The organism is Streptomyces sp. NPDC001220, from assembly GCF_053597895.1.
This window is the reverse complement of record NZ_JBSFJE010000001.1, coordinates 99,668-117,114: the sequence shown is the minus strand read 5'-3', so window position 1 is coordinate 117,114 and position 17,447 is coordinate 99,668. Positions and strand designations below refer to the sequence as shown.

At 68.9% G+C, this 17,447-nt stretch carries 19 protein-coding genes; 9 read left to right on the top strand and 10 right to left on the bottom strand.

The window, feature by feature from the left end; all coding sequences use genetic code 11:
• Together ACWDGI_RS00570 and ACWDGI_RS00565 are read right to left on the bottom strand one after the other, a co-directional pair.
• Positions 1–708, bottom strand: a complete 708-nt coding sequence (locus ACWDGI_RS00570; RefSeq protein WP_450753935.1) for a hypothetical protein — start codon at positions 706–708, stop codon at positions 1–3.
• Entirely contained in the window at positions 698–1,015 is a 318-nt protein-coding gene (locus tag ACWDGI_RS00565; RefSeq protein ID WP_450753933.1) for a hypothetical protein, read from the bottom strand. The genes ACWDGI_RS00570 and ACWDGI_RS00565 overlap by 11 nt, the downstream gene beginning before the upstream one ends.
• 564 nt (positions 1,016–1,579) lie before the next feature.
• Here ACWDGI_RS00565 and ACWDGI_RS00560 point away from each other — a divergent pair.
• The 3 genes from ACWDGI_RS00560 (at position 1,580) to ACWDGI_RS00550 (ending at position 2,765) form a co-directional block, all read left to right on the top strand.
• On the top strand, positions 1,580–1,822 hold the full coding sequence (locus ACWDGI_RS00560; RefSeq protein WP_450753932.1) for a hypothetical protein: 243 nt from the start codon (positions 1,580–1,582) through the stop codon (positions 1,820–1,822).
• 63 nt (positions 1,823–1,885) lie between these two features.
• Positions 1,886–2,188 (top strand): hypothetical protein, encoded by a 303-nt coding sequence (locus ACWDGI_RS00555; RefSeq protein WP_450753930.1) that lies wholly within the window; start codon positions 1,886–1,888, stop codon positions 2,186–2,188.
• Position 2,189: 1 nt separating this feature from the next.
• Positions 2,190–2,765 (top strand): hypothetical protein, encoded by a 576-nt coding sequence (locus tag ACWDGI_RS00550; RefSeq protein ID WP_450753928.1) that lies wholly within the window; start codon positions 2,190–2,192, stop codon positions 2,763–2,765.
• A gap of 49 nt (positions 2,766–2,814) precedes the next feature.
• Here ACWDGI_RS00550 and ACWDGI_RS00545 read toward each other — a convergent pair whose 3' ends face one another.
• Positions 2,815–3,084, bottom strand: coding sequence for a GntR family transcriptional regulator (locus ACWDGI_RS00545; protein ID WP_450753926.1), 270 nt, complete (start codon positions 3,082–3,084; stop codon positions 2,815–2,817).
• Positions 3,085–3,266: 182 nt separating this feature from the next.
• Between ACWDGI_RS00545 and ACWDGI_RS00540 the strand changes: the two genes are divergently transcribed.
• The 4 genes from ACWDGI_RS00540 to ACWDGI_RS00525 all read left to right on the top strand — a co-directional run bounded on the left by ACWDGI_RS00540 (position 3,267) and on the right by ACWDGI_RS00525 (position 6,199).
• Positions 3,267–3,611, top strand: a complete 345-nt coding sequence (locus ACWDGI_RS00540; protein ID WP_450753924.1) for a hypothetical protein — start codon at positions 3,267–3,269, stop codon at positions 3,609–3,611.
• Entirely contained in the window at positions 3,608–3,751 is a 144-nt protein-coding gene (locus ACWDGI_RS00535; RefSeq protein ID WP_450753922.1) for a hypothetical protein, read from the top strand. The genes ACWDGI_RS00540 and ACWDGI_RS00535 overlap by 4 nt, the downstream gene beginning before the upstream one ends.
• Positions 3,752–4,445: 694 nt before the next feature.
• Positions 4,446–5,117 carry a hypothetical protein gene (locus tag ACWDGI_RS00530; protein ID WP_450753920.1) on the top strand — a complete coding sequence of 224 codons (672 nt, stop codon included), beginning with the start codon at positions 4,446–4,448 and terminating at the stop codon, positions 5,115–5,117.
• Positions 5,114–6,199 carry a hypothetical protein gene (locus ACWDGI_RS00525; RefSeq protein WP_450753919.1) on the top strand — a complete coding sequence of 362 codons (1,086 nt, stop codon included), beginning with the start codon at positions 5,114–5,116 and terminating at the stop codon, positions 6,197–6,199. Before ACWDGI_RS00530 ends, ACWDGI_RS00525 begins: the two co-directional genes overlap by 4 nt.
• Positions 6,200–6,258: 59 nt before the next feature.
• On the opposite strand, the gene ACWDGI_RS00520 is transcribed toward ACWDGI_RS00525, so the two are convergent.
• The 5 genes from ACWDGI_RS00520 to ACWDGI_RS00500 form a co-directional block, all read right to left on the bottom strand.
• On the bottom strand, positions 6,259–6,822 hold the full coding sequence (locus ACWDGI_RS00520; protein WP_450753917.1) for a hypothetical protein: 564 nt from the start codon (positions 6,820–6,822) through the stop codon (positions 6,259–6,261).
• Positions 6,819–7,487, bottom strand: a complete 669-nt coding sequence (locus tag ACWDGI_RS00515; protein WP_450753915.1) for a hypothetical protein — start codon at positions 7,485–7,487, stop codon at positions 6,819–6,821. Before ACWDGI_RS00515 ends, ACWDGI_RS00520 begins: the two co-directional genes overlap by 4 nt.
• Positions 7,484–8,062: a hypothetical protein gene (locus ACWDGI_RS00510; protein WP_450753913.1), complete on the bottom strand. Its 579-nt coding sequence runs from the start codon at positions 8,060–8,062 to the stop codon at positions 7,484–7,486. The genes ACWDGI_RS00515 and ACWDGI_RS00510 overlap by 4 nt, the downstream gene beginning before the upstream one ends.
• Positions 8,063–8,113: 51 nt before the next feature.
• Positions 8,114–9,286 (bottom strand): putative T7SS-secreted protein, encoded by a 1,173-nt coding sequence (locus ACWDGI_RS00505; protein ID WP_450753911.1) that lies wholly within the window; start codon positions 9,284–9,286, stop codon positions 8,114–8,116.
• Between the two features lie 95 nt (positions 9,287–9,381).
• Complete coding sequence (locus ACWDGI_RS00500) at positions 9,382–9,687, bottom strand: hypothetical protein (protein WP_450753909.1); 306 nt, start codon at positions 9,685–9,687, stop codon at positions 9,382–9,384.
• 78 nt (positions 9,688–9,765) lie between these two features.
• Here ACWDGI_RS00500 and ACWDGI_RS00495 point away from each other — a divergent pair, with 78 nt between their 5' ends.
• Positions 9,766–10,458, top strand: a complete 693-nt coding sequence (locus ACWDGI_RS00495) for a hypothetical protein (protein WP_450753907.1) — start codon at positions 9,766–9,768, stop codon at positions 10,456–10,458.
• 67 nt (positions 10,459–10,525) lie between these two features.
• Here the strand turns inward: ACWDGI_RS00495 and ACWDGI_RS00490 are convergent, their stop codons facing one another.
• On the bottom strand, positions 10,526–10,831 hold the full coding sequence (locus tag ACWDGI_RS00490) for a WXG100 family type VII secretion target (RefSeq protein WP_351317920.1): 306 nt from the start codon (positions 10,829–10,831) through the stop codon (positions 10,526–10,528).
• 237 nt (positions 10,832–11,068) lie between these two features.
• On the opposite strand from ACWDGI_RS00490, the gene ACWDGI_RS00485 reads away from it, so the two are divergent.
• Positions 11,069–15,634 (top strand): FtsK/SpoIIIE domain-containing protein, encoded by a 4,566-nt coding sequence (locus tag ACWDGI_RS00485; RefSeq protein ID WP_450753905.1) that lies wholly within the window; start codon positions 11,069–11,071, stop codon positions 15,632–15,634.
• A gap of 46 nt (positions 15,635–15,680) precedes the next feature.
• On the opposite strand, the gene ACWDGI_RS00480 is transcribed toward ACWDGI_RS00485, so the two are convergent.
• The gene (locus ACWDGI_RS00480) at positions 15,681–17,435 is read right to left on the bottom strand and encodes a serine/threonine-protein kinase (RefSeq protein ID WP_450753903.1); all 1,755 of its coding nucleotides are present in this window, start codon (positions 17,433–17,435) and stop codon (positions 15,681–15,683) included.
• Positions 17,436–17,447 lie beyond the last annotated feature (12 nt).

Here is a 17,447-nt window from a genome sequence, read left to right as displayed (position 1 = left end):
TCAGCTCTCCGTGTCGAGGTCGGCGCGGTAGACGAAGCGGAAGGTGCTGGTGATGGCGTCGAAGAGCTCCAGCATCGGCTCGACCAGGGCCAGTTGGGGTGTGCTGGCGCTGATGACGGCGACCTTCGGGTTGCCGCCCGGGAAGGGGATGAGGGTCTGCATCATCACCGCGCGGTAGCTGCGGTTGTCGTCGGGGATCTCGATGTCCTCGATGCCTTCGGTACGCGCGGCCTGGCCCGCGTCCGGCAGCTCCACGAGGCGCACGCGACGCCACGGATCGGTCGGCCGACGGCCGGGGGCGATCGGCGACAGGACGCCCATGAGCGTGTCGAGTCCCGTGACGGCGGTCTCGCCGGTGGTCTCGTTCACCGCCGCGCTCACGCTGACCGTGAGGCTGGCCACCATCGGCTCGTCGTCGACGATCTCGCACATCGATCCGGAGTAGACGACGTTGTTCTTCCGGGCCTCACGGGCGACCTTCTTCAGGGTTCTGACCAGTTCGGCCTGGTGCTCGGCCAGCTCCGGCCGCTGCTTGACCCGCTCCGCCACCACCTCACGGATCGAGCGGTTCACCGTGGCCGGGTGGACGTCGAACTCGTACCACGTGCTGGGGACCTGGATGTTGATGCCGATGACATCCCCGGGAGCGGCTCCGGCGAACGGGTCCTCGGCGGCGGGTTCATCGGCGCGGGGGGCCTCAGTTTCCACCCTTGCCCTCCTTCTCGTGCTTTCGGACGGCGTTCCGGAGATCGGTGTCGAGCTTGGTCATCTTGTCGACGATCTCCTGCGCCATCTTCGCCACGTTCTCGAGGCCGACGTCGATCTCCTTGCGGCCGTCCTTCCAGCCGTGCATGAAGTCTTCCATCGCGTCGAAGGCCGCGCTCGAGCCCAGCTCTCCGTTGCCCAGTTTCCGGTCGACCTGGCCGGTGTCGTCCATGCGCTGTTTGATCGACCGCAGTTGACCGGCCAGGTCGTCGAGACCGGCGAGGCTCAGGGCCAGATCACCCTTGGACATGTTCGCTATCCCCCAATAGCCCGAATTGATCCATCGTTGCGCAAGTCGCTTTCGCAATGCAGGCGTCAGAGCTTACTGCCCTTCTCCGGCCCGACCACCAGCAACCGCTTCGTTGCAGCCGGCACGTTACAAGCGGCGACGGTACCCATCCGCGACCTCCCCGCAGACCGCATATGCAACGCGGGGTACGAAACTTGGGCGCCGACGGCCACGAACACCCCCGTCACCCGCCCCGGCCGGTTCACCTCGACGAGACCCCAGCTCCGATGACGCCGTCAGCCACCTTGAACAATCCGTCACCCCGCACGGCTTCCACCTGAACGCGCCGGCCCGCAGGAAACCCGTCGATGCGACAGCTGGCCGCTCCTCACGCCGATGTGAACCACCCTTGGACGAGGCGGCGATCACCCCCGCTTGGCCTTCCGGTCATCCGGCTACCAATCACACTGTGTCCGGTTCACTACGCATTGCCCCCGTTGGCAAGGAAGTTCACGCTGGCGAATCGAGAACCCCACAGATACCGTTTGTGTCCTTGACGAACTTCTTTCTCACGGGGATTCCATTGTGAAGCGGCGCCCATGTCCTGTCGCCGCCGCGCTCGCCGTCACCACGGCAGCGCGGTTGACCGCCTGCGCGGGGACGACGACGGATCTGCGCTCCTCCCGTGACGGCACGCTCGAGCTTCAAGCGACGATCAGAGAGGTCTCCTGGACAGCGTCCGGGAGCCCCGGCGGTGACCTGCCCGGCGGCTCCTTCGGGACCGCGCAGGATGTCACCGTCCAGGCAGTCCAAGCCGTCAACCGCTGATCACAACCGGGCGGCACGCGGAGCTACCTGGCCGCCGCCCTACGGAAGAGACCGGAATCCGACATGAGTGACCTGCGCCTCGAAGACACGATCTTCCAGGACCTGAAGAAGACCTTCTCGTCCATCAGCGACCGCATGGAGACAACCCGCCGCACGCTCCGCAGCGCGGACGCCTCGGCTGTCGGCGAGAGACAACTTGTCGAAGACGTGCAGGACTTCGCCGACGACTGGAGCTACGGCATCAAGCAGCTCGGCAAGCACACCCACGGGGCCGTGAAGATGATCAACAAGATCGGCGAGAGCTTCGGCAACCTGGACCTGGACCTGGCCGAGTCCCTCAAGGCTCCGAAGCAGAAGGGCAAGTGACGTGGCTGGGCAACGGCCTGCCTTCCCTCACATAGGCTGGGACCCCACGCCGGGCAGCGTGGAGGACACCCGAGACCTCGCCAAGCAACTCGGTAAGCTCGCCGGCGAGCTGGGCACGGCCCTGCATGAGCTGGAGCGCATCGAGTGCGGGGCCTGGAAGGGCAAGACCGCGATCGCGTTCACCGAGTACATCGGCAAGGACGTCACCCCGCTCGCCCGCAAGAGCCATGACTCCTTCGATAAGGCCTCACGCGCGCTCCACCGCTGGGCCGCCGACCTCCAGGACTTCCAGGACCGGGCGGACCGCCTGGAGAAGAGTGCTGGGGAAAAGCTCGACGCCAAGGCGAAGGCCCAGGCTTCACGGTCCACACGGCTTCCACCGAATACTGGAACGAGTTCTGCGACGGAACGGTGGCGATCCTACGGACCGTGTCCTTCCCTGCCCCGGAAGGCAACACGGGCTCAGCAGGACACGGCGACGGAGGAGCCGACGGGCCGGCCTTCGGGAACTGAGTACCCACGGACTGGCCCGCCCTTTGCTCGCGTCCCGCGAAGAAGCGTGGCTACTGCTGCATAGCCAACGGAGTTGAAGGGGCCGCCGCGCAGCGCAATGCGCGGCGGCCCCTTCAGACGTTCGATCCGTCCTCCGTGGGAGCGTCGCCGTCTGACTCCGGCATCCCGATGACGTACGTCCCCTTCGCGGGCAGCGTTGCCACCAGCCCTCGCTTGCGGAGTTCGACGATGGCGCGGCGTACGGTGCCGATGCTCACGTGGTACAGACCCGTCATGGCGCGCTCGCCGGGCAGCGCGGCGCCCTGCGGCAGTTTTCCGGAGGCGATGTCTGCCGCAATGGCGTCGGCGAGTTTCACGTACTCATAGCGCGGAAGCTCGGTCATATCTCCACCGTGCCGCAGCCCTACGCACACCGCAGGCGCAGAACGCGTCCCGGAGCGGTGGGACGCGCAATATAGCTTAGGGGTGCAGGGGGACGCAGTTACCGGTATGGTCGAAATGACAGGACCCCGGCGAGGTGGCTAGACCTCCCGGGGCATGGCCAACGCTTACAAGGAGCGTCGACATGCACGACCTTATCCCCCGCGCCCTCCAATGGCTGCGCCTCCTCTTCGCCCCCGGCACCGGGAAACGGCGCCGCCGTCCTCACCGCCCACCCTTCCCCCACGTCCATTTCACCCTCGTACGCTGCCCCCTCACCGCCGAGGCCTCGCACCTTCCCCACCGGTCGCCGTACGGCCTGGCCACTCTCCTCGACGGCGCCGAGTCCGCCCTTGTCCGCCCCTACCTCACCGCCCACGAGCGCGAGGCCGCCATCCAGCAGCGCCGCCGCCTCGCCCTCGTACTCGCCGCCGACTTCGGGATCGACCTCGACCAGCACGTGATCGGCGCGCCGGAGGTGGCCGCGTGATGGAACAGCCAAACAGTCACGCGCACGCCCCGATCTCCCCCCGCCTCCTCCTCCCCTGGCCCACCCCCGAAGGCAAACCGTGTTATCTGGTCACCGGCAACGACGGCGGGTGTCTCTCCCACCTCGCCGACGACCTGTAGACCGCCCGGCTCGCCACCGGCACCGACGTCGTGGGCCGTGCCCGCCAGGTGCTGTCCGCTACGCCGGCATCCGCCTCGCCGAGTGCCTCACCGACGCGCTGCGCGTCGCCGAGTCGCGGAGCATGCGCGTTGCCGGAGCGGGCGACGAGGAGGACGGCGAAGGCACCCGCGGGGGGGCGACGCGGACCGCTGGGCGCGGGCCACGGTCGCAACCGCGACGCATCGAAGAAGTTCACCGGTCATGATCACCCACGTCGCCGGGCCGACAGCAACCGTCCGCCCCTGACCGACGCACTCCAGCTACTTGACTCCACCGACCGCCGCTCCCACCTCGCCCTGTGCGGGTCAGCGCGCAGGGTGAGGTGACCGAGGACCACGGCCGGCTCGAGTTCCTGGTCGGCGGACGCGCCTGACCGGCGCCGCGCACATCGGCATACCCGACGTGCGCCTACCCGAGATGCAGGGCACCGCGATAGCGAAACGGAACTCGCACCTCACGGTGACCGGTCACGGCGTCCCGACACATCCGAGTCGTCATCCGTTCGGGCACGATCAGGACACAGGTCACACCTCCGAGCACCCCATGCGCCCAGAATTATCACCATTCACAGGGAAGTTCGCGCTGGCGAAACCGAGAACCTCCCCGATAGCGTCGGATCTCTTGAATGGACTTTTGTCTCACGGGGAGTTCACTGTGAAGCGCCGTACCTTGCCCGCCGCTGCCGCGCTGGCGGCAACCGCAGCACTGCTGTTGACCGCCTGCAGCAGCGGGGACGACAAAGCCAGCGACAACGACAAGATCACCGGCGTCGACCAGGGAACGAAGACGCCGACGGCTTCGGCATCCACTTCGGGAGCACCGGCAGAGGACAAGCCGGACGGCGTGGACCTGTCCCTGCCCAAGGACATGAACCTGGTCTTCGACTGGGCCAAGCCGAAGGACAAGAACGAGGCTGCGGCGATGGAGGATGCCGCAAACTTCATGCGCTCCATCTACCGGGGCGTCGACAAGCGATCGACCAAGGACGCGTCCCTGGCCGCGTACGCCACTGGCGACGGGCTCAACTACGCGACCGTACAGATCAACGAGTGGCTCAAGGGTGGCTGGACCGCCACTGGTACGCGCCGCCACTACGACGCCACCACCCGTTCCGCCACCAACGGCACCTCGGTGGAGGTCGATTTCTGCTCGGACGCGAGCAAGTTCTACGGCAAAGAGGTCAAGACCGGGAAGATCCTGAAGACCAAGCCCAGCCTCAAGGACTACGGCTACTACAAGATCATCATGGTCAAGGTCGCCACGGGTGAGAGCCTCTGGCAGGCGTCCAAGGTGTATATCGAGACGGGAGCGAAGCAGTGCCAGTGAACGGATCACGGCGTACGCCCCTCGGTAGCTGCGCCATTGTCCTTGTCCTGGCGGTCAGCGCTCTCATGCTGGCAGCGCCCAACTCCACTGCAGAGCCGGTGGACTATGGCAAGGGCGGCGACTCGGACCAGAAAGGCGGCGCCGACGACACCAGCATCTACGCCGCCGCAAAGATCCAGTACTCCGGCGCCGTAACCAAGAGCGGCAGTACCGGCAACGTCACGTCCTCCGACGTCAGTTGGACGCCCCCACCCTGCTGGTACGCCCCCTACCTCGGTGCCAAGGACTTCAAGAAGAAGATGTCCGGGCAGATCGAGAGCGCCAAGAACACGCCCGGTATGGGCGGCACCGCGGGCGCGGCGATCGGCGAGATGCAGCGCCACTACGAGGACGATTACGGCTGGACCGACACCCCCGGCTACAAGGACTACAACGTCGACAAGGACGGCAAGGGGATGTTCTGGGCCGCCGTCGAGAACCCCGACGAACCCGACATACTCAAGCGCAGCTCCTGCAACGACCTCCCCTTCTGGGTCGACAACGGCGACACCCCACCCGCCCAGTACGAAGAGGCCATCAAACCGGAGATCCTCGCCGCCCTCGCGTACCAGCGCATGCAACTGCCCGACACCAAGGTGACCCTCGCCCCCGAGGCCACCACCAAGGTGAACCTGCCGACCTGGGCCTGGCTCGACAAGGCCGTCTTCGACGAGGTCCAGGCCACGGCGGCCATCAACGTCCCCGGCTTCGGCATCCAGGCAACGACCACCGCGAAGCCCGTCTCTCTCAAGCTCGAACCCGGCACCGCGGACGCCGAGACCTTCCCCGCCTCCGGCCAGTGCGCCATCAACTCCGACGGCTCCATCGGCCAGCCCTACGCCAAGGGCGACGCGGGCAGAACGCCACCCTGCGGGATCAGGTACCTGCGCTCCTCCGGTGACAGCGTCTTCAAACTCCGGGCGACGATCACCTGGAAGATCTCCTGGACGGGCACCGGCGGCGCGGGCGGAGACCTGCCCGACGGCACCTTCGGCACCACCCAGGATGTCACCGTCCAGGAAATCCAAGCCGTCAATCGCTGATCAGACGCAGGTGACCACGTCGGGGTGTCCGGTCAGGAGGGGCCCGAAAACGGTGCCCCTCACACGATCCACCGCAACGATTCCGCGATCGACTCGCAGAGTCGGCGCATGGGGCCGGTCACTCCGCTGAGCGGCACCGCGAAGGCCAGGGCCAGATAGCCGACGCCTCCGGGCATCCGGACGTAGAGGTCCAGAGTCGTCGGACCGAGGACCTGCACGGCCTCCCCCGCGGGAAGGACGACGGTCGAGACCTCTGCGGCGGACGCGTTCCGCCCTTGCTGCGCTTCGAGTGACTCCTGGAGATCCCGGGGGGTCAGTCCCCCGGGCCGCGGGATCAAGGAGACGATGAGCGAGGCGGGCAGGATGCCGCCGCCGTCCAGCTCCGGTCTCAGGAAGAACTCCAGCGCACCAGTCCTGACCCCCGCCTCGGCGGTGTTGCGCAGGGTGGCCCAGACCTCCTGTTTGAGCTCGGCCGGAACGTTCCTGCCCTCGGCCTGGTGGTCCACGAACGTCTTCAGCTGCGCACGCCACCGGTCCTGGGTGAGATCGATGCGAAACCAGTCCCGGGGGACCAGGAGCCGGTAGTCCTTGGGAGGTGCCGTGGCATCGGGTTCCGTGGTCATCCAGGCATCACCATCGGCTTGCCCGACTCGTTGAACAGGCGGACGCTCTTCACGACGCCGGCGAACATGGCCGAGAAGACCTCCCAGGCCTGCGGTGTGGGGGTGCCCATCTCCAGGACCAGGACCGTCCCGTTGCTGAGCGGTATCTGGACCTGGATGAAGGAGGTCACCACCGGCTCGTCGGCTCCGGACGCGGTGAGACTGCCGGGCAGACTCCCCTTCCGGGTCCCGATGCAGGAGACAGCAGGGCCGCACGGCAGCTCGATCTCGCTGACCTCTCCCATGTTGAGGTGACGCATCGTCGAGCCCAGGAACCCGACGGGATGGCTACCAGCCCTCTCGTCCAGATCGGTCATGCTGACGGAAACCGTCGCCGTGCACCGCTCCCCGTCGACCTCCGTCAGGACGAAGCCGGAGTACTGGATGCCGGCCTCGACGAAGGAGTCGTAGTGCGCGGCGACCATGACCGCCCACTCGAGTTGTACGTCGAAGGTGGCCTCCGGCATCACGGCGCGGGCCAGTTCGACGAGTTGCTCGGCGGTCTCGTCCAAGCTCTCCGAGTCCATCGGAATCTCGAAGAAGCCCTCCGGCATGATCCAGCGGACATCGATGCCCGGCCCACCGATGGAGCCCTGGACATCCTCTTCAGCTGCTACGGCGCTCACGACAGGCCTTCTCTATCGGTGGTTTCCGGTTCGTCCGCTTCGGGACGGAAGGTGGCCGCGAAGGGATACGGCCCGTAGTGGGGATAGTGGGCAGGGATATCCGCCCCTTCCCTGCGCGCGAGATGCGCCAGCTCGCGATATCTCCGCGCCCGGGCGCGGAGATTCTGGCGTACCGGGTCGCCCCAGTGAGCCACGGCGGTACGTACGTACACGACGAGCAGGACCAGGACTACGGCGGCGGCCACGGCCGCATAGGCAACGCGTGCGGTGGCCGACTCCCAGTACTGGACCACGCCGCCCCAGTACACCGCGCCGCCGAAGCCGATGATCGCCAACGGAACACCGGTCTTGAACCCCGCATTGAACATCGCGGTCTCGTCCTCGTGCCGAAGCCGCAGCATACGAAGGACCGCTCCGTCGTCCAGGAAGTCGAAGCGGAGTTCTCTGTCCGACCGGTCTGCGAGCGCCTTGGCGGCAGGGACGGCGGCGATGACCTCGCCAGGGACGAGCCGGACAGGATCCGTGCCCCTGCGGCCGACGAACTCCCCTTCACCGAGGTCAGTCGAGTCGCTCACTTGGATCGACCTCCTTTCGTGCGGTGTGCACCGGCTTCGGAACCACCACGGCTACGCGGCGAGAGCCGCGTGGAACGGCTTCGGCGAGGGCTGGGGCGACGGGCTGGGAGTCGGGGTCGGCTTCGCCGTTTCCGGCTCCTGGTAACCAGTGGTCCCGCCGTTCTCGCCACTGAACATCCGGTGGAGCGCGCTTGCGAGGCCGTTCCCCTTGATGACCGCCGTGATCTGCTTCCCGCCGATGGGTGCGAACCTCTCCGGCAGACCGGCGATGTTGAGCCGCTGCCCGAGTTTGAGGCCTTGGGAAAGGACCTTGTTCGTCATGCTCACACTGAGGCCGTTGAGGAAGTTGTGCCCGACACCGTCGAGCCCTCGGAGGGAGGCCTCTCCCCAGGTGCCGACCTTGCCGAAGGCCTTGAGCTTGGCCAGTCCCCTGAGTTTGGCCACGGCCTTGAATCCCTTGAGCGCGCCGAGCCCCGGGAGGACTCCGAGGAAGTCCGTTCCCAGCTTCAGCCAGTTGACCTTCCCACCGCGCACCGTCATGTCGTAGGCGTGGCCGGCCAGGGCCGCCGCACTGGTGAGCACCGCGAGGGTGGCGAAGATGGGCACCAGGAACTGCAGCGGCGGGATGAACGCACAGACGACCGCGAGGACGGACAGGATCGCGGAGATGTTGGAGAACGTGTCCGCCCAGTCGGCGAGCCAGTTCATGAACCCGCCCGGGTCGCGCACCGCGTCGTGGTGGACCACATCCTTGATATGGCGGGCGGCCCGGTCTCCGGCGTCGTCGAAGATATCCCGGGCGTCCTTGACTTCCTTACGCGCCTGGCCGATGCGGTGCAGCGCCTCGTCGCGCTTCCTCTCCCAGCGCTCGTACTCGGGCTTGTCCGCCTCGGGTATCTGGCTGACGAGGTATTTGTCCGTGAACTTCTTCACTTCCCGATCGGCGAGGTCGTGATCGGACTTGGCCTCACGGTAATCCGCCAAGGCCTTGTCGGCCTTCTTCTGAGCCCGGTGCAACTCTCCGGCGAATTCCTTTGATTCGCCTTCGGCCACCTTGGTGCCCACGGCCTTGGACGCCTCGTCGTACCGCTCGAACGCCTTCTTGAGCCGGTCGCCGGCACCGTCGGCGATCTCGTTGAAGGCTCGGCCGGCATCACTGTCCCAGCCCTCCACCGAGGACAGCGCCTTGATGACCCGCGCCTGTTCGTCGATCATGTCGGCCATCTGCCGCAACTTCCGCCCGAGGGCGGCGACTTCGTCGGGATCCCCCGGAGTGGGATCCTCGTCCCACAGCGGCGGCCAATCACCGGATCGCCTGCTCACTTCTTGCCCTTCCCCGTGTTCTCGGCAATTGCCTTGGCCAACTCATGGTCGATCTCTTCGTACTTCTGGGCCGCGGCTCCGGTGTACTCGGCCAGCTTCTTCAGTTCCTTCGACAGTTTCTTCCGCGTCTTCTTCCACGTGGTACTGAACTCGTCGAAGGCGTCTTTCAGGCCACCGTGCCCCAGTTCGTCCTCGTAACCGTCCGAGGGGTTCCCGTGCTGATCAAACTCATTGTGGAGCTTGCCCAGCGTCCGAGAGCACCCCTTGATCATGTCGAGGTCGTACCTGATTCTGTCCGCCATTGAAAAAATCCCCCATCATGGACATGAGACACTGCCGCGAGACTTCCTTCGGCAAACGACTTGGAAGGTGGAACGGATTTGTCCACGAGCACCGACCGCACCGTACGGGACCGACTCGGCGTCACACCCGACGCAGCAGCCTGGTGCACGATCGGCAAGATCCCCGAGCCTCCGGTCGAAGCACACCGGGCAGCAGGATCGGGGCCCTTGCGTCCGGCCTCCATACGACCGCTCGGCATGCTCGGCGTCGCTCTGGGATCGCCCCTGCTGTTCATCGGCAAGCTGCTGAGTCTCCTCGGCGCCGGTGAAGAGGCCCTCAAGCGCATGCTGTCGACCACAGGGGAACAGGAGCGCCACCGCGCCGCGAAGCTCGATGAGAAGCGGCGGGACGAAGCCGTCGTCGAACTCGGTCTCGACAGGACCTTCGACGGCGACTGGAACGGGGCCGCCGGCCGCTTTCTCCTGCTGTGGTACGGCCGTTCCTCCCACCACCAACGCCTGGTCGCGCTTGCCGGGGACCGCATCCTGCTGGCCGCTCCGCCCAAACGCGTGTCCATCCGCCGGGACGCCCTCATGCAGGTCGTCGCCGAGATTCCGGCCGGGGACGCCACCCTCGCCGACCCCCTCCCCGCGTTCGAGAACGACCGGCTGCTCCTGCGCTTCAAGGACGGTTCGTGGCTCACGCTCACGACCGAGGAATGGCGCAGCGAGCTGCACACCTACCTGATGCGTCGTCCGCAGCCGGGCGAGACCCAGGCCACCGAGGCCTGACAGCCGGGTGCGACGGAGCACTTGACGCGCTCCGTCGCATCCAGTCGTTCAAAGACCTCGGACTTTACTAACCCTTGGCCTGCTTCGCCAGCTGGTCGTCCAGCTGCTCGTACGCTTCCTTGGCCTTCTTCAGGAAGTCCGAGAGGCCGTGCAGGCCCTGGATCGTCTTCGTCGCACCCTTCGTGAAGTCCTTCATGGAGTCGTCGTACGCTCCCGAGGCCTTCTGGGTGGTGAAGCCCTCCTCCACCAGTGCCGAGACACGCTTCTCGATGTTCTTGATCTTGTCCTCGAGCTCGTGCATGTCCTTGATCAGGTCGCCTGCGACCTTCTCCATCTCGGCATAAGTAAGGTCCGTGTCTTTGCCCTTGCCCATGTCGGCATCCCTCCCGTTGTGTTGTGGCCGCCCCAGGGCTCGCCCCCGTGGCTTGCTCGGACGGATCGGCCGGTCCTGACCCGGCCGTCCCATGAGCAAAGATCCTACGGGTGGGAGGCACGTGGCCGCAGGGGCCTCGTGCGAGGGAATCGTGAACCGACGCAATCCCGTTGCGCCCGGGAAAGCCCGTCCGGCTAAGGTCACACCGAATGTGCCGGGCCTGCGAGGAGGACGAACGTGCGCCTGAGTCTGACCGTCGTCGACCCGGTCGGCGGTGCCACCGCCGACGTCGTACTCGACGCCGATCCCGAGTCGACGGTCGGTGACGTGGCCCGGGAGCTGGCCGGGCAGGTCGGTCTGCGCTACCCGGACAGCGGCGAGGTCGCCCAGGTCATACCCATCGGCGCCCCCAGGGGTGCCGCGGCCGTCCGGACGGCCGGTCCCCTCGCCTACGTCGACGGCTACGCCCTCGACCCCGCCGCCACCGTCGTCGGCTCGCCGCTGCGCGACGGTGTCGTCGTCAGCCTGCACGACCCCGCCGGTTGCCTGCTCGGCGAACCCACCGGGATCGTGGAGTTGCGGGTCGCGGGCGGTCCCGCGGCCGGTGCCGTGCACCGGCTCGGAGTCGGGCGGTACGACATCGGCACCGGCCCCGCCTCCCACATCCGCGTCGAGGACCCGGAGCTGCCGGCCCGCGCCGCCACCCTGACCATCGCCATCGACGGCACCTGCAAGGTACAGACACACACCGACAGAGCCAGACTGGACGGCGAGGAGTTCGAGAGCGGCGGTGACTGGCCGCTCGACACCCAACTCGCCCTCGGCAACACCTTGTTGGAGATCACCGGGTACGCCCCGCCCAACGCCGCCCTCAAGTGGTCCGACGACGGTGCCGGACTCGACTACAACCGGCCCCCGCGGCTGCGCCCCGCCGAGCACCAGACGCACTTCTCGCTCCCGAACCCACCCGGCGACTACGAGGCCCGCCCGCTGCCCTGGCTGATGGCGCTGCTGCCGCTCGTCGGCGCCGTCGTCTCCGTGCTGATGTTCGGGCGCTGGTACTACCTGATCATGGCCGTGATGAGCCCGGTCATGCTGTTCGGCAACTACTTCATGGACAAGAAGCACGGGCGCAAGTCCCATGCCAAGCAGCTGAAGGAGTACAAGGAGCACAAGGGGCGGATCGAGAACGACGCCCAGGACGCCCTGAAGACCGAACGGAGCGACCGGCGGGCCGCCGTGCCCGACCCCGCCGCCGTCCTGACGTACGGCACCGGGCCGCGCACCCGGCTCTGGGAGCGGCGCCGTACCGACGCCGACCATCTGCTGATCCGTTTCGGCACCGGGCGCGTGCCCTCCGAGGTCGAGCTCGACGACCCCGAGCAGGACGAGCACAAGCGCAAGGTCCGCTGGTACATCGAGGACGCCCCGGTCGCCCTGTCGCTGCGCGACCTCGGGGTGATCGGCGTGGCCGGGCCCGGTGACGCGGCGCATGCGCTGGGGCGGTGGGCGGTCGCCCAGACCGCCGTCCTGCACAGCCCGATGGACGTGCAGTTCTACGTCCTCACCGACAACGACGCCGGGACCCGCTGGGACTGGGTGCGCTGGCTGCCGCACTCCCGCCCGGGCGGCGGCCAGGACGTGAACGTCCTGATCGGCACCGACTCGGAGACGGTCGCCGCCCGCGTCGGCGAGCTCACCCAGCTCCTCGACGGCCGGCAGAAGGCCCTTCAGCAGGGCGGGCGCAGCAAGACCGACGGGCCCGCCTTCTCCGATCCGGACATCGTGATCGTGTGGGACGGGTCGCGGCGACTGCGGTCCATGCCGGGTGTGGTGCGGCTGCTGAAGGAGGGGCCGGGGGTGGCGCTGCGCTCCATCTGTCTCGACGAGGAGGAGCGGTTTCTGCCGGGCGAGTGCCAGGGCGTCGTCGTCGCCGAGCCGGTGGCGGCCAAGGACGCGCCCGCGACGGCCGTGGCGCAGCAGGCCGCCGGAGGGTTCCCGTCCTTCCAGGCCTGGCACCCGCAGGCGCAGCAGGCCGAGGAACAGGCCTCGCAGGACCTGGAGTTGCGGCTGCGGGTCGAGCAGAGCGGGGCGCTGCGCAAGCGCGACGTACGGCCCGACTTCGTCTCCCCCGCCTGGTGTGCCCGGCTCGCCCGCTCCCTCTCCCCGCTGCGTGACATCAGCGGGGAGGCCGAGGACTCGGCGCTGCCCGCCGCCAGCCGGCTGCTCGACGTGCTCCAGCTGGAGCCGCCGAACCGGGACGCGATCGCCGCGCGGTGGCGGATGGGCGGACAGTCGACGATGGCGGTCATCGGGGAGTCGTACGACGGCCCGTTCGGCATCGACCTGCGGCGCGACGGGCCGCACGGCCTCATCGCCGGTACGACCGGTTCCGGCAAGTCCGAGCTGCTGCAGACCATCGTGGCGGCGCTGGCGGTGGCGAACACGCCGGAGAACATGACCTTCGTGCTCGTCGACTACAAGGGCGGCTCGGCGTTCAAGGACTGTGTGAAGCTGCCGCACACCGTGGGCATGGTCACCGACCTCGACGCGCATCTCGTGGAGCGGGCGCTGGAGTCGCTGGGCGCGGAGCTGAAGCGCCGTGAGCACATCCTCGCCGCCTCCGACGCCAAAGACATCGAGGACTACCAGGACCTGGTGCGCCGCAACCCCTCGCACCCGCCCGTCCCCCGACTCCTCATCGTCATCGACGAGTTCGCCTCGATGGTGCGGGACCTTCCCGACTTCGTCACGGGCCTGGTGAACATCGCCCAGCGAGGCCGGTCCCTCGGGATCCACCTCCTGCTGGCCACGCAGCGGCCCTCCGGTGTGGTCTCCCCGGAGATCCGCGCGAACACCAACCTGCGGATCGCGCTCAGGGTGACCGACGCGGGTGAGTCGACCGACGTCATCGACGCGCCCGACGCCGGGCACATCGCCAAGAGCACGCCGGGCCGGGCGTACGTCCGGCTCGGGCACGCCTCGCTGATCCCCTTCCAGTCGGGCCGGGTCGGCGGCCGGCGGCCCGGTGCGGCCGACCCCGCGACCCTGGCGCCCTGGGCCGGGGCGCTGTCCTGGCAGGACCTCGGGCGGGCCGCGCTGCGCAAGCCCAAGTCCGAGGCCAAGGAGGACGACGAGATCACCGACCTGAAGGTGCTGGTCGACGCCGTGCGCGAGGCCAACACCGCGCTCGCCATCCCGGCCCAGCACTCGCCGTGGCTGCCCGCCCTGGACGACATGCTGCTGCTGGACGACGTGCCGGCCGTGCAGGCGCAGGGCGCGCTGCCCGCCGCCCCGTACGGTGTCGAGGACCTGCCCGCCGACCAGGCCCGCCGTGCGGTCGCCGTCGACTTCGCGAGCTTCGGGCACCTCATCGTCGCCGGTGCCCCGCGCACCGGACGCTCGCAGGTGCTGCGCACCATCGCGGGGTCGCTGGCCCGCACCAACTCCTGCGCGGACGTGCACCTGTACGGCATCGACTGCGGCAACGGCGCGCTCAACGCGCTGACCCGGCTGCCGCACTGCGGTGCGGTCGTCGGCCGTAACCAGACCGAGCGCGTGGAGCGGCTCATGGCCCGCCTCTCCGGCGAGCTGACCCGACGTCAGGAGCTGCTGGCCGACAAGGGGTTCGCGGACATCGGCGAGCAGCGGGCCGCCGTACCGGAGGCGGAGCGGCTGCCGCACATCGTGCTGCTCCTGGACCGCTGGGAGGGCTGGCTGCCCACCCTCGGCGAGCTGAACCACGGTGATCTCACCGACCAGATCATGGTGATGATGCGGGAGGGCGCGAGCGTCGGCATCCATCTCGTGCTCACCGGTGACCGGCAGATCCTGGCCGGGCGGATCTCGTCCCTCACCGAGGACAAGTACGGTCTGCGGCTGGCCGACCGCGCCGACTTCTCGATGCTGGACATCAACTCCCGCAAGGTGCCCGAGGAGATCCCGCCCGGCCGCGCCTTCCGCAGCGAGACGGCCGCCGAGACGCAGTTTGCGCTGCTGTCCGCGGACACCACCGGGCAGGGACAGGCCGCCGCGATCGTCGCGATCGGCGAGGCGGCCCAGACCCGGGACGCCGAGGTACCCCGTTCCCGGCGCCCGTTCCGGGTGGACGTGCTGCCCGGCCGGATCTCCTTCGAGGACGCCTGGGCGATGCGGGATCCCGCCGCGGCGGCTTCGCCGCTGTGGGCCCTGGTGGGTGTCGGCGGCGACGAACTGACCGCCTTCGGGCCGGACCTGGCGCAGGGCGTGCCGGCCTTCGTGATCGGCGGTCCCGCCAAGTCCGGGCGTTCCACGACCCTGTTGGGCTTCGCCCGCTCCTACCTGGCCAACGGCGTGCGGCTCGTCGTCGCCGCGCCGCGGATGTCGCCGCTGCGCGAACTCGACGGTCAGGAAGGCGTGTTGAAGGTCTTCACCGGGCGGGACATCGACGAGGACGAACTGACCGAGGTCATCGCGTCGGCGTCCCGGGCCGAGCCGATCGTCGTGCTGGTCGACGACGCCGAGGTGCTGGACGACTGCGACGCCGAGGACGTCTTCAAGCGGATCGTCGAGAGCGGCGCCGAGGAGGGTCTCGCCGTGGTCATCGCCGGTGACGAGGACGAGATCTGCGACGGCTTCTCCGGCTGGCAGGTCGACGCGAAGAAGGCCCGCCGGGGCATCCTGCTCTCCCCGCAGGAGTCCGGCTCCGGCGAGCTGATCGGCATCCGGACGACCCGCAACATGGTCGGCGGACCCGTCACCCCCGGCAAGGGCATGCTGCACCTGGGCAGCGGGGAGCACGTCACGGTGACCACCCCGCAGTAGTCCTGAGTCCTACGGCGGTCCGGCGGTCCGGCGGTCCGGCGGGGGCTCAGTCCCCCGCCCTCGACATGACCGCCACCGGATTTCCCTCCGCCGAGCTGTCCGACGTGTAGATCAGCTCGCCGTGGCTCGGGGTCAGGTACACCGTGGTGGAGTCCGGGTCGCAGCCGTCGTGGTTGCCCTCGACGCCCTTCGATGTCGCGACGAGCTTCTTGGCGGTGACCGACGTCAGGGTGAGCACGTCCGTGCAGACGCCGCCCAGCTGGTCGGTCTGGCGCAGGCGGCCCAGCTCCCGGCCGACCTCGGTCTGCCGGACGGTGACCCGGAAGGTGCCGATGGGCAGATTGCCGTCCAGGGCGGTGGCCGAGCCCTCCCAGGTGCCCAGGTAGGCGGCCGGGACGGGCCCACTGCCCGACGAGGACGACGAGGACGACGAGGACGACGAGGACGACGAGGACGACGACGCCGAGGGTGAGGTGGCAGAGGCGCCGGTGTCGCTGTTCGGGCCGCCGTCGCCGCCGCCCAGGTACGGCTTCAGCAGGAACCCGGCCCCGACCGTCACCACCGCCAGCGCCCCGGCCACCGCGAGCGCGACCGTACAGCTCACCCGGCGTCCGCGCCCGCCCTCCCCGGCCGGTACGGCGGTCGCGGCGACGCTCACCGAGACCTTCCCCGGGGGGACGCCCGGGGGCACGGCGTCACGCGGCTCGGGTACGACCGCGGGCGGCACCGCCGGCGGCGGCCCGAACTCCCCTGCCGTCACCGGAAGACCCGCGGGGACGCCCGCGGGAACGCCCGCAGAAGCACCCGTGACGGCACCCGTGGAAGCCCCCGTGGGACCGCCACCGGAGGCGTCCACCGAAGGCGTCCTGAACTCCACCGGACCGGAACCCGGTACCGCCGCCTCCGTCACCTCCAGGTTGAGCACCTCCACCGCGCTCCGGCTGACCCGCTCCACGAGCGCCCCCGGCAGCCAGCCGCCCGTCACCAGCCGCGCGGCCCCCTCCGGAGCCAGCCGCCGGGCCACCTCGCCGGGGGCCGGCCGCGCTCCCGCCTCCTTCACCAGGCAGGCCTCGGTGACCTCCCGCAGCTCTCCGCTCAGGGAGCCGAGTTCGGGCTCCTCGTGGACGACCTTGTAGAGGAGGGCGGCGGACGAGTCGCCGGGAAAGGGCGGTACGCCGTTCGCCGCGTAGGCCAGCACCGCGCCGAGCGAGAAGACGTCCGCGGCGCCGGTCACGCCCTTGCCGAGGATCTGCTCGGGCGACATGTATCCCGGGGAGCCGATCGAGACGCCCGACGACGTCAGCGAGGCCGTGCCGTCCGTGGCCCGGGCGATGCCGAAGTCGATGAGCAGCGGGCCGTCGAGGGTCAGCAGCACGTTGGACGGCTTCACGTCCCGGTGCACGAGCCCGAGCTCGTGGACGGCGGCCAGTGCCTCCGCGAGGCCCGCGCCCAGCGCCCGTACCGAATGCGCGGGCAGCGGGCCGCCGTCCACGACGGCGGCCGCCAGGGACGGGCCCGCCGCGTAGGCCGTGGCGACCCAGGGCACCGGCGCGTCCGGGTCGGCGTCCAGGACGGGTGCCGTCCAGGCGCCGCCGACCCGCCGGGCGGCCGCCACCTCGCGGCGGAAGCGGGCCCGGAACTCCTCGTCCAGGGCGAAGTGCGGATGCACGATCTTGACCGCGACGGTCCGGCCGCCGGCCGAACGGCCCAGATAGACGCGGCCCATGCCGCCGGAGCCGAGCCGGCCGAGCAGCCGGTACGGTCCGACGGTCGTAGGTTCGTCACCCGCGAGCGGCTGCATGTCCCCACCCCC

What these genes read in the sequence shown, in the direction of transcription:
- ACWDGI_RS00565 (WP_450753933.1), bottom strand. Translation starts at nt 1,015, where the DNA reads ATGTCCAAGGGTGATCTGGCCCTGAGCCTCGCCGGTCTCGACGACCTG.
- ACWDGI_RS00500 (WP_450753909.1), bottom strand. Translation starts at nt 9,687, where the DNA reads ATGGCGGACAGAATCAGGTACGACCTCGACATGATCAAGGGGTGCTCT.
- ACWDGI_RS00490 (WP_351317920.1), bottom strand. Translation starts at nt 10,831, where the DNA reads ATGGGCAAGGGCAAAGACACGGACCTTACTTATGCCGAGATGGAGAAG.
- ACWDGI_RS00540 (WP_450753924.1), top strand. Translation starts at nt 3,267, where the DNA reads ATGCACGACCTTATCCCCCGCGCCCTCCAATGGCTGCGCCTCCTCTTC.
- ACWDGI_RS00520 (WP_450753917.1), bottom strand. Translation starts at nt 6,822, where the DNA reads ATGACCACGGAACCCGATGCCACGGCACCTCCCAAGGACTACCGGCTC.
- ACWDGI_RS00545 (WP_450753926.1), bottom strand. Translation starts at nt 3,084, where the DNA reads ATGACCGAGCTTCCGCGCTATGAGTACGTGAAACTCGCCGACGCCATT.
- ACWDGI_RS00505 (WP_450753911.1), bottom strand. Translation starts at nt 9,286, where the DNA reads ATGGCCGACATGATCGACGAACAGGCGCGGGTCATCAAGGCGCTGTCC.
- ACWDGI_RS00555 (WP_450753930.1), top strand. Translation starts at nt 1,886, where the DNA reads ATGAGTGACCTGCGCCTCGAAGACACGATCTTCCAGGACCTGAAGAAG.
- ACWDGI_RS00480 (WP_450753903.1), bottom strand. Translation starts at nt 17,435, where the DNA reads ATGCAGCCGCTCGCGGGTGACGAACCTACGACCGTCGGACCGTACCGG.